The 20,459-nt window shown below is 47.3% G+C and carries 23 protein-coding genes and 1 rRNA gene; 14 read left to right on the top strand and 10 right to left on the bottom strand.

Annotated elements, in window-relative coordinates:
• Positions 1 to 48 precede the first annotated feature (48 nt).
• The 3 genes from ACFQNF_RS13540 (at position 49) to ACFQNF_RS13550 (ending at position 2,201) form a co-directional block, all read left to right on the top strand.
• Positions 49 to 633 (top strand): thiol peroxidase, encoded by a 585-nt coding sequence (locus ACFQNF_RS13540; protein ID WP_380188474.1) that lies wholly within the window; start codon positions 49 to 51, stop codon positions 631 to 633.
• A 154-nt stretch (positions 634 to 787) separates the two neighbouring features.
• Positions 788 to 1,285: a thiol peroxidase gene (gene tpx, locus ACFQNF_RS13545; RefSeq protein ID WP_380188475.1), complete on the top strand. Its 498-nt coding sequence runs from the start codon at positions 788 to 790 to the stop codon at positions 1,283 to 1,285.
• Positions 1,286 to 1,430: 145 nt separating this feature from the next.
• Positions 1,431 to 2,201 (top strand): DUF3025 domain-containing protein, encoded by a 771-nt coding sequence (locus ACFQNF_RS13550; RefSeq protein ID WP_380188476.1) that lies wholly within the window; start codon positions 1,431 to 1,433, stop codon positions 2,199 to 2,201.
• A gap of 51 nt (positions 2,202 to 2,252) precedes the next feature.
• Here the strand turns inward: ACFQNF_RS13550 and ACFQNF_RS13555 are convergent, their stop codons facing one another.
• The 3 genes from ACFQNF_RS13555 to ACFQNF_RS13565 form a co-directional block, all read right to left on the bottom strand.
• Positions 2,253 to 2,981 (bottom strand): DsbC family protein, encoded by a 729-nt coding sequence (locus ACFQNF_RS13555; RefSeq protein ID WP_380188477.1) that lies wholly within the window; start codon positions 2,979 to 2,981, stop codon positions 2,253 to 2,255.
• Positions 2,982 to 2,988: 7 nt separating this feature from the next.
• The gene (locus ACFQNF_RS13560) at positions 2,989 to 4,164 is read right to left on the bottom strand and encodes a UbiH/UbiF family hydroxylase (protein ID WP_380188478.1); all 1,176 of its coding nucleotides are present in this window, start codon (positions 4,162 to 4,164) and stop codon (positions 2,989 to 2,991) included.
• Between the two features lie 70 nt (positions 4,165 to 4,234).
• The gene (locus tag ACFQNF_RS13565; protein WP_380188479.1) at positions 4,235 to 4,891 is read right to left on the bottom strand and encodes a glutathione S-transferase; all 657 of its coding nucleotides are present in this window, start codon (positions 4,889 to 4,891) and stop codon (positions 4,235 to 4,237) included.
• Between the two features lie 182 nt (positions 4,892 to 5,073).
• Here ACFQNF_RS13565 and ACFQNF_RS13570 point away from each other — a divergent pair, with 182 nt between their 5' ends.
• Together ACFQNF_RS13570 and ACFQNF_RS13575 are read left to right on the top strand one after the other, a co-directional pair.
• Positions 5,074 to 7,332, top strand: coding sequence for a DNA internalization-related competence protein ComEC/Rec2 (locus tag ACFQNF_RS13570; RefSeq protein ID WP_380188480.1), 2,259 nt, complete (start codon positions 5,074 to 5,076; stop codon positions 7,330 to 7,332).
• A gap of 68 nt (positions 7,333 to 7,400) precedes the next feature.
• Positions 7,401 to 8,186, top strand: coding sequence for an MOSC domain-containing protein (locus ACFQNF_RS13575; protein ID WP_380188481.1), 786 nt, complete (start codon positions 7,401 to 7,403; stop codon positions 8,184 to 8,186).
• 106 nt (positions 8,187 to 8,292) lie between these two features.
• Here the strand turns inward: ACFQNF_RS13575 and ACFQNF_RS13580 are convergent, their stop codons facing one another.
• The 5 genes from ACFQNF_RS13580 to fur all read right to left on the bottom strand — a co-directional run bounded on the left by ACFQNF_RS13580 (position 8,293) and on the right by fur (position 12,085).
• Entirely contained in the window at positions 8,293 to 9,216 is a 924-nt protein-coding gene (locus ACFQNF_RS13580; RefSeq protein WP_380188482.1) for a response regulator, read from the bottom strand.
• A 93-nt stretch (positions 9,217 to 9,309) separates the two neighbouring features.
• On the bottom strand, positions 9,310 to 10,077 hold the full coding sequence (locus ACFQNF_RS13585) for a ParA family protein (protein ID WP_380188483.1): 768 nt from the start codon (positions 10,075 to 10,077) through the stop codon (positions 9,310 to 9,312).
• A gap of 155 nt (positions 10,078 to 10,232) precedes the next feature.
• A complete protein-coding gene (locus ACFQNF_RS13590; RefSeq protein ID WP_380188484.1) occupies positions 10,233 to 10,970 on the bottom strand; it encodes an arginyltransferase in 738 nt (245 codons plus the stop codon).
• Positions 10,967 to 11,665 carry a leucyl/phenylalanyl-tRNA--protein transferase gene (aat, locus tag ACFQNF_RS13595; protein ID WP_380188485.1) on the bottom strand — a complete coding sequence of 233 codons (699 nt, stop codon included), beginning with the start codon at positions 11,663 to 11,665 and terminating at the stop codon, positions 10,967 to 10,969. Before aat ends, ACFQNF_RS13590 begins: the two co-directional genes overlap by 4 nt.
• Positions 11,666 to 11,668: 3 nt before the next feature.
• Positions 11,669 to 12,085, bottom strand: coding sequence for a ferric iron uptake transcriptional regulator (gene fur, locus ACFQNF_RS13600; RefSeq protein WP_380188486.1), 417 nt, complete (start codon positions 12,083 to 12,085; stop codon positions 11,669 to 11,671).
• 106 nt (positions 12,086 to 12,191) lie between these two features.
• Between fur and ACFQNF_RS13605 the strand changes: the two genes are divergently transcribed.
• Genes ACFQNF_RS13605 through ypfJ form a run of 3 tightly spaced genes read left to right on the top strand, consistent with a single transcriptional unit; the run spans position 12,192 to position 14,303 of the window.
• The gene (locus ACFQNF_RS13605) at positions 12,192 to 12,596 is read left to right on the top strand and encodes an outer membrane protein assembly factor BamE (RefSeq protein WP_380188487.1); all 405 of its coding nucleotides are present in this window, start codon (positions 12,192 to 12,194) and stop codon (positions 12,594 to 12,596) included.
• A gap of 5 nt (positions 12,597 to 12,601) precedes the next feature.
• A complete protein-coding gene (gene dapB / locus ACFQNF_RS13610; protein ID WP_380188488.1) occupies positions 12,602 to 13,411 on the top strand; it encodes a 4-hydroxy-tetrahydrodipicolinate reductase in 810 nt (269 codons plus the stop codon).
• Positions 13,412 to 13,427: 16 nt separating this feature from the next.
• Entirely contained in the window at positions 13,428 to 14,303 is an 876-nt protein-coding gene (gene ypfJ / locus ACFQNF_RS13615; RefSeq protein WP_380188489.1) for a KPN_02809 family neutral zinc metallopeptidase, read from the top strand.
• Between the two features lie 505 nt (positions 14,304 to 14,808).
• On the opposite strand, the gene ACFQNF_RS13620 is transcribed toward ypfJ, so the two are convergent.
• Positions 14,809 to 15,978, bottom strand: coding sequence for a BaiN/RdsA family NAD(P)/FAD-dependent oxidoreductase (locus tag ACFQNF_RS13620; RefSeq protein WP_380188490.1), 1,170 nt, complete (start codon positions 15,976 to 15,978; stop codon positions 14,809 to 14,811).
• Between the two features lie 71 nt (positions 15,979 to 16,049).
• On the opposite strand from ACFQNF_RS13620, the gene ACFQNF_RS13625 reads away from it, so the two are divergent.
• The 6 genes from ACFQNF_RS13625 to ACFQNF_RS13650 all read left to right on the top strand — a co-directional run bounded on the left by ACFQNF_RS13625 (position 16,050) and on the right by ACFQNF_RS13650 (position 19,940).
• Positions 16,050 to 16,607, top strand: coding sequence for a DUF924 family protein (locus ACFQNF_RS13625; protein WP_380188491.1), 558 nt, complete (start codon positions 16,050 to 16,052; stop codon positions 16,605 to 16,607).
• Between the two features lie 87 nt (positions 16,608 to 16,694).
• Positions 16,695 to 17,495 carry a Cof-type HAD-IIB family hydrolase gene (locus ACFQNF_RS13630; protein ID WP_380188492.1) on the top strand — a complete coding sequence of 267 codons (801 nt, stop codon included), beginning with the start codon at positions 16,695 to 16,697 and terminating at the stop codon, positions 17,493 to 17,495.
• A gap of 228 nt (positions 17,496 to 17,723) precedes the next feature.
• The gene (locus ACFQNF_RS13635) at positions 17,724 to 18,146 is read left to right on the top strand and encodes a MarR family winged helix-turn-helix transcriptional regulator (protein WP_380188493.1); all 423 of its coding nucleotides are present in this window, start codon (positions 17,724 to 17,726) and stop codon (positions 18,144 to 18,146) included.
• A 46-nt stretch (positions 18,147 to 18,192) separates the two neighbouring features.
• Positions 18,193 to 18,735 carry a cytochrome b gene (locus tag ACFQNF_RS13640; RefSeq protein WP_380188494.1) on the top strand — a complete coding sequence of 181 codons (543 nt, stop codon included), beginning with the start codon at positions 18,193 to 18,195 and terminating at the stop codon, positions 18,733 to 18,735.
• Between the two features lie 50 nt (positions 18,736 to 18,785).
• On the top strand, positions 18,786 to 19,346 hold the full coding sequence (locus tag ACFQNF_RS13645) for a YceI family protein (protein ID WP_380188495.1): 561 nt from the start codon (positions 18,786 to 18,788) through the stop codon (positions 19,344 to 19,346).
• A 27-nt stretch (positions 19,347 to 19,373) separates the two neighbouring features.
• The gene (locus ACFQNF_RS13650) at positions 19,374 to 19,940 is read left to right on the top strand and encodes a YceI family protein (protein ID WP_380188496.1); all 567 of its coding nucleotides are present in this window, start codon (positions 19,374 to 19,376) and stop codon (positions 19,938 to 19,940) included.
• Positions 19,941 to 20,364: 424 nt separating this feature from the next.
• On the opposite strand, the gene rrf is transcribed toward ACFQNF_RS13650, so the two are convergent.
• Positions 20,365 to 20,459 (bottom strand): 5S ribosomal RNA (gene rrf / locus ACFQNF_RS13655); the annotation flags it as partial.

A 20,459-nucleotide genomic window follows, 5' to 3' on the forward strand; every position in this document is an offset into this window, starting at 1 on the left:
GGTATTTAAAACTAATCTATATCACTCAATCAATGCATGGGATCGGTCATGGCTACTATTTTACTAAACCATACTGAAATTAATGTTGGGGGCCATTTCCCCGTTGTAGGCGAATATGCCCACAGCTTTTTGCTCGTCGATTCAGGCATGATCGACGTTCCGCTATCACGCTTTGCGGGCAAACCCAAAGTGATCGCGGTGATCCCCAGTATTGACAGCGCCATTGGTCTTATCATTGCCCGCCAGCTGGAGCGCCTGTCCGTAGACTGGCCTGATTGTGTCATCTTAGTGATTTCTGTTGACACCCCTTACGCCTTAAGCCGGGCAATGGAACAAGAGCGCTTTCGCCGGGTGCAGCTCCTATGCACGTTGCGTGGCCGGGATTTTCACAAAGACTATGGCGTGATGATTACCGATATCCCGCTTTCTGGTTTTATGGCCACTGCGCTGATTGGTGTGAACGCCGCTGATATCGTGATGTATAGCGAGTTAGTCTCTGATCTGAGCTTTGAGCCCGATTACGGCACGATGGCTGAATGTTTATTCCCGCCCATTGAAGAAGAAGCGGAAGAAGAAATCATTGATGATGCCGAGCAAATTGCACAATTAGAGCGCTACGATCCAAGCATCTAGCTACCTATAAACCCGCTCCAGAAGTAAAAGGCAGCTTAATTTAAACGCCTGTCATATTGCAGACTTATGCTCTTAAAGCTTGCTATTGAGCGCCTTCACAATAGATAATTGTTATCGTAATGAATACACTAATAGCCACAAAACGGAGATCTCTATGTCTGCAGTGACTCTTGGCGGCAACGCCATCGAAATCAAAGGTTCTTTCCCTAAAGTGGGCGATACGGCACCAGACTTTAGCCTTGTTGCAAAAGATTTATCTGATGCCACCCTCGCTACTTTTGCAGGTAAAAGAAAAATCCTGAATATTTTCCCAAGCGTGGATACCGGTGTATGTGCCGCTTCGGTGCGTCGTTTCAACGAAACCGCTTCCGGCTTAGAAAACGCGGTCGTGCTGTGCATTTCCGCTGATTTACCTTTTGCACAAAGCCGTTTTTGCGGTGCTGAAGGCTTAGAAAACGTCACCAGCTTATCCACCATGCGTGGCCGTGAATTCTTAAGCCACTACGGCGTTGAAATCATCAGCGGCCCATTAGCTGGCGTATCCGCCCGTGCCGTTGTTGTACTTGATGAAAACAATCAAGTCTTACACGCAGAATTGGTTTCTGAAATCAAAGAAGAGCCAAACTACACAGCAGCGCTTGCTGCACTGTAAAAAATTGCAAAACAAGCAGGGCAATAGCCGTTCTGCCTCACGCTTGCTGCAATAATCAACAAAGCCGCCCTGTGCGGCTTTGTTCTTTTAATGACTTGTGTTTTAATCCGCTCACTTTTTTTGCAGCCGTACTTAATCGATATCTATGTGGCCAATTGATTTTTTCTCCCGGCAAGCCCCCTATGCACCGTTGCTTAGACTCATTAAACAATTTGAGCATTTTCCCAGCCATGCCGACTGGGATGCCATTGGCCCGCCTGCCCGCAATCAGCAAGGCTTAGCCATTCGCTTTGTGGCCCCTGAAGTGCTCACTGATTATTACGAGATCGAAATCGCCCAAAAAGGTCAGGTCGCCACTCGGGAAAACAACTGGCACGATTGCTTTAATGCGCTGGTCTGGTGTGCATTTCCACAAAGTAAAAGTGCAATCAGTGCCTTGCATATGCGGCATTTTTCTGCCGATCGCCCACGCGGGCCCATTCGTGATGCAGCAACATTACTGGATGAATGCGGGCTGATTCTGCCCTATTGTGATGATGTGCTTTTGCAATTACTGATTGATCATCACTGGCACGATTTATTTCACACGCATCGGGCAGATTGGGGGGGTAAAATCAATGCCATTTGCTTTGGCCATGCCAATTATGAAAATCTGCTTACGCCCTTTTTAGGTTTAAGCGGCAAATGCTGGCCTATAAAAGTGCACCCTGATTTCTTTGAAAAAGAAATCACAGAGCAATGCCTGCTGCTTGATCAGGAATTAGCTCACTTTTTAAATAACGATCAATTGCAAAAGCCCCGCCAGTTGCCGCCACTGCCTTACTTAGGCATTCCCCAATGGTGGCCAGAGCAAGACGATCATTTTTATGCCAACACGCAGTACTTCAGGCAAAAAAGAATTAAGAAAATAGAATAGCTCAAAAAAATAGCCAAGCATTGCTTGGCTATTTTTATTGACCAACATCAATTACTTAGCAGAGAGTAACTCTTCAATCTGCTCTTTAGGAATCGCACCCGATACAATCTGGCCTGATTTAAAAATCAGCGCAGGCGTGCCAGTAATTCCTAAGCTTTCCGCCAGTTTCATATTTTTTTCAACTGGGTTTTCACAATCAGCCTTACCATCTAGGGCTTGATCCTTAAGCATAAAATTGCTCCAGGCAGCTTGTTTATCTGCAGCACACCAAATCACTTTTGATTTACGCTCTGCATCCGGGTGAATGCTTAAAGGCATCAGGAAAGTATAAATCGTGACATTAGTCAGGCCATTTAAGCTTTCGCGCTCTAAGCGTTTGCAATAAGGGCAATCTGGATCAGAAAATACGGCCAGAACACGTGAGCCGTTGCCACGCACGTCTTTAAATGCCTGCTCCAGCGGTAATTTGCTAAAGTCGGTTTTTTGTAATTCAGCCGCGCGCTGTTCAGTCAGGCTGCTTTTTTTAGCCAGATCAATCATATCGCCCGCTAAAATATACTCACCTTTGATATCGGTATACACAATCTGGCGTTTACCAATGACCACTTCATAAATCCCTTTCATAGGAGTGGTATTAACCGAAGTGATTTCACGGCCCGGCAATTGCTTTGCCAATTTTTGTTTCAGCTGATTAATCGAATTATCAGCAGATGCAGAGCATGCTGTTAAAGCGATAAAACCGCTGGCAATTAAAATACGAGTCACAGATTTCATATTCATAACAACCTCAGGCGTCCATGGCATGGCGGATTAATTGTCTTTTAAGCCATGGTAATTGATTAGTGGCCCCTAAACCCAGATTCCTCAAAGTTTTAAGCAGGGGATTTGTATTATTAAATAACTTTTGCAAACCATGACACACACCTTGCATGGTGTAAACCGCTTCACGCCTAGCACGCTCATAGCGTCGCAGTAACAAATAATCACCAATGCGATTTACAGGTGTCTGAGCTAATCGTGCGGCTAATTCGGCCACATCGCCAAAACCCAGATTAACGCCCTGCCCAGCAAGAGGATGTACAGTATGAGCGGCATCGCCGATCAACACTACTTTATCGCGCACCGTTTCAGGCAGATGATTTAATCGCAAAGGAAATGCAGCTGCTGCGCTGATCAATTGCAAAGCACCGAGACGAGCGCCACCCGCAGCGGCAACGCATTCGCATAATTCGGCAGGCGAAAGCGCCATAAGTTCCGCCCGCTTTTCATCGCTACAAGACCACACCATCGACATCCGCTGGCCAGCCAGCGGCAGCCATGCGAGCACACCATCAGGCATAAACCATTGATGAGCCACACCCAGATGAGGCTTTTCAATCTCAAAATTAGCCACCACACCAAACTGCTGATACGGCATCACCTGCGGTTCAATGGCCAACTGACTACGCACCCAAGAATTAGCCCCATCAGCACCAACCACTAGGCGGGCGCGCAATGGCTGACCATCAGCCAGCGTCAGCGTTGCACCCGTTTGATCGGTCGTGAGCTTTACAGGGCTAGCGGGGGTACGAATATGAATTTGAGCAGACTCTTGCAGGCCATGCCAGAGCGCTTTTTGCAATTCACGATTTTCCAGCATAAATGCCAGCTCATCAACGCCCGCTTCAAGCGCATCAAATTGCAGGGAAACCCCATGGGCATCGCCAAAGATTTTCATACACGAGGTGGCTTGCAAGCGATCGGCATCTAAACGCTGCCACGCACCAATGCGCTGCAACATTTGCCGGCTTGCGCGGCTAATGGCGTAGATACGTTGATCCCAGGAATCCTGAGGCCAATCCCAAGCGGGTTGCCGGCCTTCTATTAACAAAACCGTCAGTGCGGTGTCTTTAAGCGCCAAAGCTAAGGCGCTGCCCACTAAACCACCACCAACGATGATGACATCTGCGTCAAAATTTTCCATGGAGGGAGTTTATCAGGCCGCTTTGCCCTTTGGAAACCCGAAGCAAGCCCGGCACGCTCTATTGTGCAAACTACCTGCGCCCGCCAAACGCTTCTGACAGCATATCTTCTTGCGTCAGTATCAAAGTTTCAGCCAATGCGCCCCGCTCCCACTCCTGCATTGCCGGATGCGCTAGCATGACATCCCGGTAAATTGCCGCATCATCAGGCAAGGGCACGTTGTAGCAATGCAAGCGCCATACTATGGGGGCGTACATGGCGTCGGCAATAGAAAAAGCGCCAAATAAATAAGGCCCGGTTCCTGCTAATTGACGAGCCTCACGCCAAATGCTGCAAATTCGCTCAATATCGCGCTTAGCACTCAATGCTAAATCGCCACCTTGTACACGAAGCTTAATATTCATGGGTAATACACAGCGTAAATTAGAAAATCCCGAGTGCATTTCAGCCGAAATACAGCGCGCTCTGGCTCTGGCTCTTGTATGTTCGGGCCACATTTGTGGATGGCTTTCGGCTAAATATTCAGCCATCGCCAAACAATCCCACACATTAAATTCCTTATCATAAAGACAAGGAACCAAGCCGCTTTCTAGGTATTCGCGATAAGCTTGCTCACCATCCAGCGGCGCAGTCATTTCGACAAATTCAATATTAAAATGCTTAAGTAATATCCAAGGACGTAGTGACCATGACGAGTAATTTTTGCTACCGATATACAGTTGGTACATAACCGCACTCCTTTGACCCTGCTGCAATAAACAACTTAATCAATAGACTATGTCATGGAAGTAGCGATTGCCAGGCTGACTTTAAGCCCACAATAGCAGCTTACATTTTATCAATTAATCACGCCCTATCCCTCGGATAGGCTTTCCAGTAAAAGTATCGTAATCAGCTGCTAAGCTAATTTATGCTAATTACTTATCTATTGCTGATTGCCAGCTTTATCTGTGGTGTTTGCCTATTGCAAGCCCAGCCCAGCTTGCCCCTGCTCTGGCCTGGGCTCAGCATTGCAGCATTGTTTTTTTTGCTCAGCCGCTGGCGGTTTTCTCAACTATTTTTAATGCTCAGCCTGCTAGCACTCGGCTTTTCATGGGCCAATTGGCGTGCGCAAACCCGCATGGCAGATCGCCTCAATCCAGCCCTTGAGCAACAAATCATTGAGATAACAGGCTTTGTGAGCGATTTGCCTCAAGCCAGCCGTTTTGGTACACGCTTTTTATTTAAGCCTGATGCGACCGACCCGCGCTTGCCCAGCAAAATTCAATTGCAATGGTACGGCCAAGCCGATCGGGTTAAAGCAGGGGAGCATTGGCGGTTTTTGGTCAAGCTCAAGCAAGTTCACGGACAAAGCAACCCCGGTAGCTTTGATTTGGAAAGCTGGTTTTTACAGCAAAATATTGGAGCAACAGGCACCGTTAAATCAGGCGTGCTACTTGCAGAAAAAAGCGCCGGGCTGCACCGGATACGTGCCCATTTACGTGAGCGCATTCATCATGCTCTGCCCGATGCTCCTTATCGTGGCGTCATTATTGCGCTGACTGTAGGCGATCAGGGCGCCATTCCGCCTGAGCAGTGGCAACGCTTTGCCGCAACCGGCGTCACCCATTTAATCAGCATTTCCGGATTACATATCACCCTGCTTGCCGCGATGGCCGCCGCAATCTGCAACGGCCTCTGGCGACGAATTCCTCTGCTTGCTGTGCACTTTGCTGCCCAGCGCGCCGCACTCATTGCCGGAGTCATCACCGCGTTTTGCTATTGCCTGCTGGCAGGGATGGCCATCCCCACGCAACGCACCCTATTTATGCTAAGCATTGCTGCAATCTGCTTGTGGCGAGCCCAAGCCAGCGCCATCAGTGCCATTTGGGCCGCAGCGCTCTTAGTTACTGTTGTCATCGACCCGTTTGCCGTTTTATCCATTGGCTTTTGGTTGTCCTACCTCACGGTGGGTGCACTCCTTTGGGCTGGCAGTAATCAACTGGGCAAGAGTGCAAAATGGAAAACATGGGTCAGCAGCCAAGCAGCGGCCACTTTGGCTTCTGCTCCTGTTTTATTAGTGGTGTTTGGCCAACTACCATTGGTTTCGCCGCTCGCGAATGCTTTTGCTATTCCGATTGTCAGCATCTTTATTACGCCTCTTGCTTTGGCTGGCTTGCTCGATCCTTCCGGCTATTTACTCTACGGTGCAGAACGGCTTTTTGCCGCCACAGACTATCTGCTGCAATGGTGTACAGCGCTGCCCACCATTGCCTTCAATATGCCCGGCCCCGTCACCCTTTTACCCGCCGCATTCGGAGTGATGCTGTTGCTCTTGCCCCGTGGCATACCGGCGAGGCGGCTGGGGCTAATCTGCTGCCTGCCGCTATTTATCAGTAGCTCCGGCAGCATCCAGCCAGGACAATACCGCGCCACCGTATTGGATGTTGGCCAGGGTCTCGCCGTTTTAGTGCAAACCGCCCAACATCAGCTGTTATTTGATACAGGCCAGTTACCTAATGGCGAGCGTGTCTTACTGCCCGCTTTACGCAGCGCCCACATTCGCCAACTAGACGCGCTCGTCCTATCGCATAACGATAACGATCATATTGGCGCAGCCGAGCCACTGCTTAAAAATATGCCCAGCCCGCTCATTTGGCACAGCCTGCCAGACGATCATCCACTCTGGGCCAGCCAGAAGGCCAACAGACAGCGCTGCCAAACAGGTACAACATGGGTCTGGGATAAAGTGCACTTTCGCTTTATTTGGCCAAACGAACAAAACACAGCCCGCAGTGACAACGCCCAAAGCTGTGTTTTACTCATCGATAACGGCCAGCATCGCTTATTAATTCCTGCGGATATCGGCAAGCATGAAGAAGCACGCTTAATTGAACAGGGTTTAGGGGAAATTGATATTTTGCTTGTGCCGCATCACGGCAGTAAAACATCTTCATCCATCCCATTTGTTAAACAAACCTCCCCGCAATACGCCATTTATTCCGCCGCATATTTAAATCGCTTCGGCCATCCTAAGCCAGAAATCACCGCCCGCTATGCCGCCGCCCAAGCACAAAATTTACGCACAGATCAAACAGGTGCACTGATTTTTGATGTGGGAGAAAAAATTAAATTAACCCGCTGGCGGCATGCTCATCCACATTATTGGCATCAACCCACAGACCATTAAGCAAGTTAAAAGCTATTGTTTGTTATCTTATATTCAGTTAACGTAAGTATTTTTACAGAGCTTATGCCATGCCAATAAGACTCACAGGCCTTTACCGCTACCCGATTAAATCTAGCCGGGGGCAACGCCTGCAACAGAGCGAAGTACTCAGCAGTGGCCTGCCTTTTGATCGCACATGGATGATCGCCCAGCCTAATGGCAAGCTGGTAACAGGCAGGGAGTTTCCCAAGCTGGTATTGCTGTCTGCAGAACCTAGCGATGACGGGCTAACTCTGAACGCCCCCGGCATGCCCACGCTCTTTGTTGCCACTTCGCTATTTAGCCAGCTTCACCCTGCCAGTGTTTGGGAAAGCGACTTCACAGCCCGTCATGGCGCAAGCAATGCAGATGCTTGGCTATCTGCCTATTTGGGTGAACAAGTGGTGTTACTTTGGGCTGGCTTTGAGCTTAATCGCCACAGCTCCACCGACGTGCCTATTGCCTTTGTCGATGGTCATCCCTTACTACTTATTGGCGAAGCTTCCCTTGGGGATCTCAGCGAGCGTGTTGGCCGCAGCCTGTCGATGCAGCGCTTTCGCCCTAATTTAATTGTGCGTGGCGGCGCAGCCTTTGCAGAAGACGGCTGGAAGAAAATCCGCATTGGCGACGTGATTTTTAATTTTATCAAGCCTTGTGAGCGCTGTGTCTTTACCACCATAGACCCACAAACCGGCGAAAAATCCAGCGATCAAGAACCATTACGCACATTAGTTAAATACCGTAGAACTGCAGCAGGCGTTTTATTTGGTCAGAATATCAATGTCGAAAAGGGCGGAATCATCAGTGAAGGAATGGCCGTAGAAGTCTTAGAGTAAGCATCCTAAGGCTTAATACAACAAAACAAGCTAATGGCATGGCGGTTAAGGAAAACATAAAGCCGGCATCAAGCCGGCTTTATGTTTTTCAATTGATTTCAATCACTCATTCCACAGCTAAAGAGTGAACCCGCGCAATCACCTGATTACCGCTGCCTTTATATTCCACCGATTGAAACGAGAGCATCCGAGCCATAGAAATTCCCCGCCCATGCGGATCAAAAGCACGCTCCGGTGACATTTCCAAAAACGGTTGCCACTCAAAGCCATTTCCCTCATCGGTAATGGTAAAGATAATATCTTTGTCTTCCCGATAAAAAGCGACTTTTACTTTACGCTTTTGATATTCAGGCAAAGTTAAACGGGCTTCCACTTCGTCTTGCCAGCAACCATGCTGTAAAAGCCGTGTTTTTTCAGCATAGCTAATTGCCAAATTGCCATGCTCTACTGCATTCACCAATAACTCTGACAAACCTAACGCCACCCGCTGCGGTTCCGGGCAAGCATTTGAAAGTAACAAAGTAAGGTGACGTGCTTCTTCCAGCGTTTGGAAATGAAACTCACCTTTCATCAGCAGCTGGTAAGAGCTGGCTTGAGCGGCTAATTGCGCATCCAGCTGGCTTTTTTCACGATGAAAATTAACCGCCGCTGCTACAATCGCCAGCAACATGTCACGCTGAAATGGCTTAATCAGATAGTAATATGCCCCAGCTGCCAGCCCTTCGCGCACGTTTTCTGCCGCGCCCACTGCCGTTTGCATAATCACCGGCAGATGTTCAAACTCTGGCTGCTGGCGTAAACGAGCCAGCAACGCCATGCCATCCATACGCGGCATCATCCTATCAAGCAGCACCGTATCAAAAGCACGGTCTTGCGATAAAATATCCCAAGCAACCTCGCCATCTTCAGCCACGACCACTTCATAGCCAGCATCTCCCAGATGCTCGGACAATATTTCCAGATTAAAGGGTTCATCATCAACGATAAGTACCCTTGCCCGCTCTTGCATGATGTCTCCTTCTTTACGCACAAAGCCTCTATTCAAGCTTTCTAGCATACAAGCTTGTTTATCGCTTCTTAAACAAGCACAGCCGGAGCTTGAGCAAATTTTTCTTACGTATTGTTATCTAAGTAAGTCATATAAAGCACTAAACTGCTGTGATAATTTATGGCTGGGATCAAGAATTAATAAAGGAATTGCTCTTTCATGAGATTCCCGCACTTTCACAGAAGCACTCAAAAATACATCTAATACCGGCAAGCCCTGCTCTTTTAATTCGGCCACCATTCGTGCGGGTAAGCTGGCACGGGCTTGATATTGATTAACAATAATCCCTTCAACAACTAAATCAGCATTATGATCATTACGAATTTCGGCCACCCTATCAATCAAACCCAATAAAGCATGGCGTGAAAACTCATCACAATCAAACGGAATCAAACAAGCTTGCGCAGAAATCAGCGCAGAAAGCGTAAAGAAATTTAAAGCAGGTGGCGTATCCAGCCATACCTCATCATAATCGTCGGCCAATTCATGCAGTGCTTCGCGCAATTTATATATTTTGTGCCGGGATTCTAATTTTGATTCTAATTCTGCAATCAAGGCATTCGAGGGAAGAATCGATAAACGCTCAAAAGGTGTGCGATGCACAAACTGACGAGTGGCTTTGGCATACATACTGAAATTAAGCACCTGATCAAAAAACTCAAACAAGCCAGGCTTAGCCAGATCGACACCTGCGCCCAATAAATAATGGCTTGAATTGCCCTGCGGGTCGAGATCAACAAGCAGCACGCGCCTGCCTGCTTTTGCAGCTGCCGCGGCCAAATTAACGGTAATGGTCGACTTCCCCACTCCCCCTTTTTGATTAAACACCACCCGGATCTTCATCTTTGCTGTCTCTTAGCCACTCATCATCAAATAGATGTTAGCAGCTCTGATTCATCTTGTATTGCGTTGCACAATTAGATGTAGCAATTATGATAGAAGATTGAAAAAACCGTCGAATTGCCACAAAAAAACAAGATAGATAATAAAGGTATTATTTAAAACAAAGACGCGAACGGTAAAGATTGCCAACGACCATCTAACAAACCTTCTATGGGCTTATAGCGCACTTTGTAAGCCATTTTCCGGCACTGATCAATCCAATAACCAAGATAAACATAAGGAAGCTGCATTTCTTTGGCCAGACTAATTTGCCAAAGAATATTAAACACACCAAAGCTTGTTCCTGCCAGATCCGGATTATAAAAGGTATAGACCGATGAAATACCATCTTCTAACTGATCAATCAGACTGACCATTTGCACTTCATTATCCTGACTGAACTCTGCTAAGAAACTCGTAACATTACTTTTTAATATAAAATTTTGATATTGCTCGCGATTATCCTGATCCATTCCACCGCCTGCATGACGAGCCATTTGATAGCGCTGGTACAATAAATAATGTGATTCTAAATACTCTAGGCCCAGCACCCTCACTTGCAAGCCAGCATGCTGTTTTTGTGCACGGCGTTGCGCCCTATCCGGCTTAAATTGAGCCACCGGCAAGCGAACGGGTACACAGGCTTTACAGTGATCGCACCAAGGCCGGTACACAAACAAGCCACTGCGCCGAAAGCCATGCTGCACCAGCTGGCTATAGGCATGGCGATCAATGAGCTCAGCAGGCACTGCCACTTGTGATCGGGCCACCTGGCTATCCAAATAGCTGCACTCATAAGTGGCAGTGGTATAAAACTGCAACTGAGTAGTGCGCGTACGCAGTGAATCATTCATCCATCTACCCTGTGTTGATAAGACCAAGGCCCGGCAAGATGAGGAGCCTGGATCAACCGTTTAAGCCTTTCCATAAACTCATCGCGCAAAATCTCCCGCGCGCCGAACCGAGCCAGATGATCGGTACGCATCTGACAATCGATCAAGCCAAAACCCTGCTGCTGTAAATAACGCACCAAATGCACAAAAGCTATTTTTGAAGCATCAGGCTTTCTGGTAAACATGGATTCACCGTAGAACATTTTGCCGATGGCAATACCATATAAACCGCCAGCCAGCTCGCCGTCGATCCAACACTCTGCGGAGTGCGCCCAGCCAGCGCGGTGTAAAGCGCCGTAGCTGGCACAGATCTCAGCGCTGATCCATGTGGCCGCCTCGCCATCGCGCGGTGCAGCACAGCCCTGCATGACCTCATTAAAGACGGTATCAAAGCGCACTTCATAGGAGCGATTACGCAATACTTTATCCAGCGATTTGGGGATATGCAGCTCATCGGGAAAAAGCACCATCCGTGGATTGGGGCTCCACCACAAAATAGGCTCGTCCGGCATAAACCAAGGAAAGATGCCGGATGCGTAAGCCGCCAGCACACGCCGAGGTGATAAATCACCGCCGGCTGCCAGCAAACCGTTGGGTTCTTGCAAAGCCTTTGAGAGCGCAGGAAATTGCAAACGATGATCAAGCCATGAAATCACAAATTATACGGCCTTACATTTAGCGCAAATACCATACAGATACATTTCGTGATCCTGAATATCAAAGCCGTGATCTTTGGCGATGGCATCCTGGCGTTTTTCAATTTCTGGATCATAAAATTCTTCAACCTGACCGCACTTCACGCAAACCAAGTGATCATGATGACCACCTGCGCTCAGCTCAAACACCGATTTACCTGTTTCAAAATGGTGGCGTACCAAAATACCTGCTTGCTCAAATTGAGTCAGCACACGGTAAACCGTCGCAAGTCCAATATCTAAGTTGTCAGCCAGCAACAGACGGTAGACATCTTCCGCTGTCATATGGCGCTGCTCACCTGTCTCAAATAAGTTCAAAATTTTCAGACGAGGCCCTGTCGCCTTCAGACCCATCTCTTTTAATTCGTTTGCTTTACTCATGTGTTATCTCCCTGATTTAGGCTATATGCTTCGGCAAGCGGCCAGATCAGGTTATGATATAGCGTTTAAGTTGGTCACTCCAACCCGCTCTGGAAGAATATCGCCCATGATGAAGGCAAAAGTACTTATTTTGTTGCTCCCTATCGCGCTGATGACCTCGGCGTGCAGTGTTGCTAATTTTCTTACACCTTATAAGCTCGACATCCCCCAAGGGAACGAGATTACAGCCGATCAGGTGGCTCAGCTCAAAAAAGGCATGACGCGCTCGCAAGTGCGTTTTCTCTTAGGCACCCCTTTGCTGAATGATCCCTTCCATGCCAATCGCTGGGACTACCTTTATAGCGATGCACGCGGCGGTCAGCTAAAAGAAAAAAAGAGCTTTTTCCTTGTTTTTGAAGGAGATAGCTTGGTGAGCTTTGCGGGTGAAACATTACCGGCAGCCGTCAAATTTCTACCTGCTCAAGCCTCTGCAGCAAGTAGCGTAAGCTCCGCCCCCAGCAGCAAGGAATAAGCCTTATGACGATTAAAATCGCCATTGCTGGCAGCAGCGGCCGCATGGGCCAAATGCTGATTGAAGCCGTATTAGCCCAGCCTGATTGCCAGCTTTTTACTGCGCTGGATCGTGAAAACAGCCCTGCAATCGGCAAAGATGCAGCGGCTTTTCTTGGTAAAAGTTGTGGTGTAAACATTAGTGCTGACTTCGCGAGTCTGGCAGGTGCAGATGTTTTAATCGATTTCACTCGGCCAGAAGGCACGTTGCAACATTTAGCAGCCTGCCAGACGCACGGCGTAAATATGATTATTGGCACCACAGGCTTTGAGGAGGCAGGAAAAGCCGCCATTGAAGCCGCTGCTCATCAAATTGCGATTGTGCACGCCTACAATATGAGTGCAGGCGTTAATCTGCTCGTTAAGCTTCTTGAAGTAGCAGCTAAAACACTCAATACCGGTTACGACATCGAAATTCTGGAAATGCACCACCGCATGAAAGTCGATGCGCCTTCCGGTACAGCCTTGATGCTAGGTGATGCGGTTGCTAGTGCTTTAGGCCGTAGCCTTGATGAATGCGCGGTTTACGACCGGCAAGGTATTACGGGTGAACGAGATCCCTCCAGCATTGGCTTTGCCACGCTACGTGGCGGTGATGTAATTGGGGATCACACGGTTATTTTTGCGGGAATGGGTGAGCGGATCGAAATCTCGCATAAGGCATCTAACCGTACGATTTATGCCCAAGGCTCTGTCCGCGCCGCACGCTTTTTAAATGACAAGAAAACAGGCCTGTTTAATATGCAGGATGTGCTTGGTTTAAGCGAAGTGATTTAAAACTTGGGAGCTCGCGATGCGCTGGCAAGACTTACGACGTAGCGATAATGTCGAAGATCATCGCAATGATGACGCCAGCAGCGGCAGGGCGGGCGGCTTGCCTATTGGGCAACTGGGTATCGGTGGCGTGGTTATTGTGGCTGTGATTAGCCTGCTGCTTGGGCAAAATCCTTTGCAAGTTTTAGGCCTTATCGCCAATCAAAGCGCCAGCCCGCCACGCACTCAGCAAGTACCCGCTAAGCGCGAAGCCGTTAAAGATCAAGCCAGCGAATTTGCCAGCAGCATTTTGGCCTCAACAGAAGACGTCTGGAATAAAATTTACCCAGAAGCCTTTGCCACAGCCTATGAGCAGCCCAAGCTACATTTATTCAGAGAAAAAGTGGAATCAGCTTGTGGTGGCGCTTCGTCTGCAATGGGCCCCTTTTATTGCTCCGCCGATAAAAAAATTTATATCGACCTCAGCTTTTATGACGAGCTAGCCAAACGTTATGGTGCACCAGGGGATTTTGCCAATGCCTATGTTCTGGCTCATGAAGTGGGCCATCATGTGCAAAATATCTCCGGTATTTCTGGCAAAGTCCACCAGAAACAACAGCAGGTTTCAAAAAAGCAAGCCAATGCTCTCTCTGTAAAACTTGAACTGCAAGCAGATTGCTTAGCTGGCGTATGGGGCCACTATGCGGCACAAAATAAACTGCTTGAGCCTGGCGATATTGAAGAAGGCTTAGCTGCGGCCAATGCCATTGGTGATGACACCTTGCAACAGAGTGCAGGGCAAGCAATCACGCCTGATGCATTTACTCATGGCAGCTCTGAACAGCGGATGTATTGGTTTAAACAGGGATTAGATAGCGGCTCGGTCAGCCGCTGTAACACCTTTGCTAAGAAATAGCGCGGCCTATTCAGTAGATCTGCGGTAAAGAAAAAATGCTGGTGCTGGGGCCAATCACCGCCAGACTACTTATGACGCTATTCTTCCCACATTAATCCTTTTTTACGGCGAGCAGAAACGACAACGGAGCGCGAGTGCGCTCCGTTGCTTCTTGCGGTAAAACAGATGAAATACAAAACTGAAGGTTAATGTTAATAAAAACAACTTTCACTTCAACAGCAGCTACAGGAAAAACACGTACAAAAAATACTACGGTACGGCCACATCTACAGCTACAACAACCTTAACAGTACTTACATCTAATACACGCAAAGAGCATTTACTACGACACCTGATGGCCTTCATGTGATGGCTTGGTTCTGTGCCTTCACTGCACTACAGGCATCCAGCAAAACGACACATTAGCCGTGTCGCAACGGGGGCCAACTGCACCTCCGCAAACAGCACTTCTTGGAAACTATTCATTCGATCTCCTTTTGCTGTCGCTGGAGATTTAGTTATACACCTAGGAATTCAATCCTGCAACATAACCTGATGACCAAGCCCATTGAAAGTTGTATCCGCCCAGCCAGCCGGTCACATCCACCACTTCACCAATAAAGAACAAACCCGCTATTTGGCGCGATTCCATGGTCTTAGACGATAGCGCCTGCGTATCCACCCCACCGCGCGTCACCTCCGCTTTTTTATACCCAACTGAACCTGAAGGCACGATGCGCCAGCAATGAAAGCTTTCTGCTATCGCCAATAATTCTTTAGGCGAATATTGTTTCAGTGGCTTGATATCTCCCCACTCTGCCATCCATGCCTGCACAAGGCGCTTGGGCAATCGCTCAGAAAGAATAGTGCTGATTAAGGCATCACGATTGGCTGCCACCCAAATTTCATCAAAATCAACATCCGGCAATAAATCAATTTCCAGCGAATCGCCTGCTCGCCAGTAGCTGGATATTTGTAAAATAGCGGGGCCAGATAAACCCTTATGGGTCAGCAAGATCGCCTCTCTGAATTGCATACCACCACAGCTCACGATCGTGTCTTCGATCGCCACCCCTGCTAAATCAGTCCATAAATCTTGTGGCTGAAAAGTGAGCGGCACCAAGGCTGCGGCCAGAGGCAGTACGGGTATATCAAATTGTTTTGCAATCTCATAACCCAAGCCCGTTGCACCAATAGGTGGAATCGATAAACCGCCACAGGCAACGACTAAAGAGCTGCAGAGCCAGGTTTCTCTGCTTGTGATCACCTCAAAACCAGTATCTGTCTTTTGAATAGCCACAATGCCTGTATCCATACGCCAGATCACACCGCCCAGATCCACTTCGGCTTTCAGCATATCGATAATGGCTTGCGAGCCTTGATCGCAAAAAAGCTGGCCCAAGGTTTTTTCGTAATAGCCCAAACCATATGATTCAACCATTTTGATAAAATCAAACTGGCTGTATTGCTTAAGCGCAGATTTTACAAAATGCGGGTTTTCTGATTGATAACAGCTTGCCAGCGTGTTCAAATTAGTAAAATTACAACGCCCACCACCAGAAATACGAATCTTTTCAGCCAGCTTTGTAGCATGATCGATCAGCACGACTTTTCGGCCCCTCTGCCCGGCAGTTGCAGCACACATCATTCCAGCCGCGCCGGCCCCAATTACGATCACATCTACAACATTTTGCATAACACTCCCCACGCAAGCTGGGCTAAAACGGCGTATTGTAACCCACTATCTAAACTGCTTACGGTGCAACGATGAATCCTGATGATGTCCTCTCTTTTTGGTTTGGCGAGCAACTAGACATCCGAGCAGAATGGTTTCGAAAAGATGCAGAATTTGATGCCCAAATCAGTACGAAATTTCTAGCCACAGTTGAAGCCGCAGCACAGGGCGAGCTGAATCACTGGCTAGAAACACCTCACCACGGTTTGGCCTATATTATTTTGCTGGATCAGTTTCCTCGCAATATCTTCAGAAATAGCGCTCGCTCTTTTGCCTACGATCATCTGGCGTTGCAAGCAGCTAAAAGCATGATTCATGCAGGATTGAATACCGAGCTTCAAGCGCTGGAACAGTTATTTATCTATTTACCTTTAGAACATTCCGAAAACTTAGCCGACCAAGAGCTGACGCTTTCCTTGATGAGCCAATGGCAAAATGAGCCGCAATTACAGGGGTTTTATGATTACGCTGTCAAACATCACGCCGTGATTCAGCGCTTTGGCCGCTTCCCCCACCGCAATGCCCTGTTAGGACGCAGCTCAACGGTTGAAGAATTAAGCCACCTCGCTTTACCGGGATCGGGTTTTTAATTAGTTTTATTTGGCATTTTTACAAGCGCAAAGCCTATACGATAGAAGTTAGAATCAATGCTCCCAGAATCAACCGGATTGCCCACGATGTATCAGCTTATCGCCTCCGACCTTGATGGCACCTTACTTAATAACGCACATATGGTCGATGCCTATACCGCAGACACTTTGCAACAGTTAGAAAAAAACGGTGTTCAATTTGTCATTGCCACAGGCCGTCATTATTTAGACGTGATGGGTATTCGTGATGTGCTGGGTATCCACGCTCACCTGATTACATCCAATGGCGCGCGTATTCATGGCCCTGAAAACCAACTGATCCATGCGGAGAATATTCAAGCATCTGTCGTGCAGGAATTATCACAAGCCGAATTTGCAGCAGGTACCTTGCTCAATTTTTATCTTGATGATGCATGGTTAATCGATCAGCACAGCCAATATTTACTCGATATGCATCAGGACTCTGGCTTTAGCTATCAGATCAGCGAGCTGGCCAAACACCACGGCGAAGGCGTCGCGAAAGTGCTCTATATTGGCGATCACGAACATCTGCTCAGCGTAGAAAAAAAACTACGTGAGCGATTCGGCAACACGCTCTATATCACCTTTTCTATGCCTGATTGCCTAGAAGTCATGGCAGCAGGCGTCTCCAAAGGTCATGCCCTACAAGTAGTCTTAGAGCGCTTAGGCCTTTCAACCGAGCAATGTATTGCCTTTGGCGATGGACAAAATGATCTGGAATTGCTGCAAACCGCAGGACACCCACGACTCATGAGCAATGCTAATCCACGCCTTGTGGCCGCCCTGCCTGATGTATTAACAATTGGTAGTAATGAAGAATCCGGTGTTGCCAAACATTTGCGCACCGCATTTAATATGGCGCATTAATCCATTCAGCTATTCCCGAGGGCCGCTTCGCAGCCCTCGCTTGCGCTGCATTTCCAGCGCTTCATATCAAAATCTCAATATCTTTTGCTTCATGGCCTCCATTCTTGAAATACTCGTATTTCAACAAAGTCATCTATCCTAATTCCTAGTGAGTGATCCACCTGTCTTGCAGCATTTTTTTTGTTCTGATATAAACAGTACTAACACGAACAATAAAAGCGCTATGTCATGGAAAACTTCCAAGTCACCATCCGTGAACTGGTTCGCTGCTATCAAGCTTTTGAGCAATTATCCAATCGGCACATCCGTGCGATGGATTTAACACCTGCGCAATTTGACATCATTGCTACGCTTGGCAATACACAAGGGATGAGCTGCCGTGAATTAGGTGAAAAAACACTCATCACAAAGGGAACACTCACAGGGGTACTTGATCGCTTAGAAACACGCGGGATCATCAACCGGGAAACCATCAGCGAAGACAGACGCAGTTTTCGGGTTTATCTAAGCCCCAAAGGTGAGGTTCTATTTGAAAATACATTTACCCGGCATCTGGAATACATCCGCCCTTTTTTTTCTGATCTGCCTGAGCAAAAACTGGTTGAAATGACTAACACATTCGCGGAACTTCGCAGCAAGTTTCAAGACTAAGCGATTATCATTTAGCCAACCCAGACCCTATTAAATAGTGAATAAAATGAGTAAAACACAATACGATGGCATCCAGATTCTACTGCACTGGTTAGTAGCCCTCCTCATCTGTACGGCCTTTGGGCTCGCGTGGACCATGGAAGAAATGTCACTATCGCCAGCCAAATTCAAAGTCATCTCGTGGCACAAATGGGCAGGCATCACTGTGCTAGGCTTAGTAGCTATTCGTCTCATCTGGTTAAAAATCAAAGGTGCACCCAGCGCCGATCCTAGCCTGCCAGCATGGCAAAGCAAGCTGTCCACCGCCGTGCATCACCTGCTTTATCTTCTGATGTTTGCCATGCCCCTTTCTGGCTGGCTTATGAGCTCAGCAAAAGGATTTCCAGTTGTTTATCTGGGCCTCTGGCAATTGCCTGATCTGATTGCAAAAAATGCAGAACTTGCCGAATTATTTGCCAATAGCCACGGCCTGTTTGCAACTGCATTACTGGTATTAATTGGGCTACATGTTGCAGCAGCTCTCAAGCATCACTTCATTGATAAAGATGCCATTCTGGCCCGAATGCTGCCTTTTTTACGAAAAAAATAAACAACTATTTCACTTACCTAAACCATTTTAATTTGCCCCAGGAGAATACAGTGATTCGTCATATTCTTAGCGCTACACTACTTACCGCACTGAGCTTCTCTGCAAGTGCAGCCCAGACACTCGTCCCACAAAAAAGTAAAGTTGATTTCAACTTTAAACAAATGGGCGTCTCAGTTGATGGCGGCTTTAAAAGCTTTGCCGCCAAAGTAGATTTTGACCCTGCCAAGCCAGAAAAAGCCCAAGCCGAAATTACCGTCGATTTAGCCAGCATCGATGTGGGTGGTAGCGACGGCAATACAGAAGCAAAAAAGAAAGCATGGTTTGACGTTGCTAGCTTCCCTAAAGCGACCTTTATTTCCAGCAGTGTCAAATCGCTGGGTAATAATAAATTTGAAGCAAAAGGCAAATTAACCATTAAAGGCATCAGCCGTGATGTAACTACCCAGCTCACAGCCAAACCAGAAGCAGGTAATCTGGTTGTAGAAGGCAATTTACCTATTTTACGATTGCAATATAAATTAGGTGATGGCATGTGGGCAGATACTGATACCGTAGCAGACCAAGTGACCGTTAAATTTAAAATCACCCTTGCTGGCCTTGCTGGCAAATAAGTTGTACCCACCCACTGGAGTCAGAAGATGAAGCGTTTTATCGCCACAGCATTATTAGCAGGTTTAACCAGCACTGCATTTGCCGCACCTGTTGTATACCAATTAGACCCATCACATACCTACCCTAGCTTTGAATTAAGCCATATGGGCTTTTCAATTCAAAATGGGCGCTTCGATAAATCAAGCGGCACCATCACGCTAGATGCAGAAAAGAAAACCGGCAGCGTAGATATCAGTATTGATACACGCAGCCTCAATAGCGGTTGGGAAAAACGTGATGCACACGTTAAAGGCCCGGATTTTTTCAATACAGAAAAATTCCCAGCAATGACTTTCAAATCCAATAAATTGGTATTTGAAGGTGACAAATTAGTTGCTGTTGATGGCAACTTCACTTTGCTAGGTGTAACCAAGCCACTCACATTAGTAGTTAGCAATTTTAAATGTGATATGCACCCAATGATGAAAAAGCCCGCTTGCGGTGCAAATGCTAGCGCAACAATCAAACGCAGCGAATTTGGTATGAGTACATATGTACCTAATATCGGTGATGACGTTAAGCTCAGCATCGCAGTAGAAGCAGTACAGAAATAAGCGGATATAAGATTCAATAAAAATGGCTTCCTGCATAGGAAGCCATTTTTTTATCTAAATACTTAGCACTACTCTTTGAAAGAAATTCACCATCAGATCTCTCTATGTGAGTAATGATGGCAATATAAAAACACCAATCCTTTATCAATAAAACCATCATTAATATTTCATTTGCAGAAACCATTAAGAATCCGCCAATTAAATCCCTAATTTACTTCGCGTAGGCCAAGTTAACGGCTTGAACGTGCAAGATTCACCTCGCGTAGGTCGGGTTAGCAACGCTTTATCGCGTAACTCGACAGCAAACCACAGAAGCTTGATTTTGTAGTTGCACTGACACGTGCATTTCTTCCGCGCAAAGCAAAACCCCCGCCTCTTTCGAGTACGGGGGTTTTGTTTACAGCATCTTTACTACTAATGGGGTGTCTGGCAATGACCTACTTTCACACAGGTAATCTGCACTATCATCGGCGCTAAGGTGTTTCACTGTCCTGTTCGGGATGGGAAGGAGTGGGACCA

The organism is Iodobacter arcticus (assembly GCF_042664895.1).
Taxonomy (GTDB): Bacteria; Pseudomonadota; Gammaproteobacteria; order Burkholderiales; family Chitinibacteraceae; genus Iodobacter; species Iodobacter arcticus.

Bases quoted from the DNA above. Each gene is read 5' to 3' on its own strand.
- ACFQNF_RS13540 (WP_380188474.1), top strand. From the start codon at position 49: ATGGCTACTATTTTACTAAACCATACTGAAATTAATGTTGGGGGCCAT.
- tpx (WP_380188475.1), top strand. From the start codon at position 788: ATGTCTGCAGTGACTCTTGGCGGCAACGCCATCGAAATCAAAGGTTCT.
- ACFQNF_RS13550 (WP_380188476.1), top strand. From the start codon at position 1,431: ATGTGGCCAATTGATTTTTTCTCCCGGCAAGCCCCCTATGCACCGTTG.
- ACFQNF_RS13555 (WP_380188477.1), bottom strand. From the start codon at position 2,981: ATGAATATGAAATCTGTGACTCGTATTTTAATTGCCAGCGGTTTTATC.
- ACFQNF_RS13560 (WP_380188478.1), bottom strand. From the start codon at position 4,164: ATGGAAAATTTTGACGCAGATGTCATCATCGTTGGTGGTGGTTTAGTG.
- ACFQNF_RS13565 (WP_380188479.1), bottom strand. From the start codon at position 4,891: ATGTACCAACTGTATATCGGTAGCAAAAATTACTCGTCATGGTCACTA.
- ACFQNF_RS13570 (WP_380188480.1), top strand. From the start codon at position 5,074: ATGCTAATTACTTATCTATTGCTGATTGCCAGCTTTATCTGTGGTGTT.
- ACFQNF_RS13575 (WP_380188481.1), top strand. From the start codon at position 7,401: ATGCCAATAAGACTCACAGGCCTTTACCGCTACCCGATTAAATCTAGC.
- ACFQNF_RS13585 (WP_380188483.1), bottom strand. From the start codon at position 10,077: ATGAAGATCCGGGTGGTGTTTAATCAAAAAGGGGGAGTGGGGAAGTCG.
- ACFQNF_RS13590 (WP_380188484.1), bottom strand. From the start codon at position 10,970: ATGAATGATTCACTGCGTACGCGCACTACTCAGTTGCAGTTTTATACC.
- fur (WP_380188486.1), bottom strand. From the start codon at position 12,085: ATGAGTAAAGCAAACGAATTAAAAGAGATGGGTCTGAAGGCGACAGGG.
- ACFQNF_RS13605 (WP_380188487.1), top strand. From the start codon at position 12,192: ATGATGAAGGCAAAAGTACTTATTTTGTTGCTCCCTATCGCGCTGATG.
- dapB (WP_380188488.1), top strand. From the start codon at position 12,602: ATGACGATTAAAATCGCCATTGCTGGCAGCAGCGGCCGCATGGGCCAA.
- ypfJ (WP_380188489.1), top strand. From the start codon at position 13,428: ATGCGCTGGCAAGACTTACGACGTAGCGATAATGTCGAAGATCATCGC.
- ACFQNF_RS13620 (WP_380188490.1), bottom strand. From the start codon at position 15,978: ATGCAAAATGTTGTAGATGTGATCGTAATTGGGGCCGGCGCGGCTGGA.
- ACFQNF_RS13625 (WP_380188491.1), top strand. From the start codon at position 16,050: ATGAATCCTGATGATGTCCTCTCTTTTTGGTTTGGCGAGCAACTAGAC.
- ACFQNF_RS13630 (WP_380188492.1), top strand. From the start codon at position 16,695: ATGTATCAGCTTATCGCCTCCGACCTTGATGGCACCTTACTTAATAAC.
- ACFQNF_RS13635 (WP_380188493.1), top strand. From the start codon at position 17,724: ATGGAAAACTTCCAAGTCACCATCCGTGAACTGGTTCGCTGCTATCAA.
- ACFQNF_RS13640 (WP_380188494.1), top strand. From the start codon at position 18,193: ATGAGTAAAACACAATACGATGGCATCCAGATTCTACTGCACTGGTTA.
- ACFQNF_RS13650 (WP_380188496.1), top strand. From the start codon at position 19,374: ATGAAGCGTTTTATCGCCACAGCATTATTAGCAGGTTTAACCAGCACT.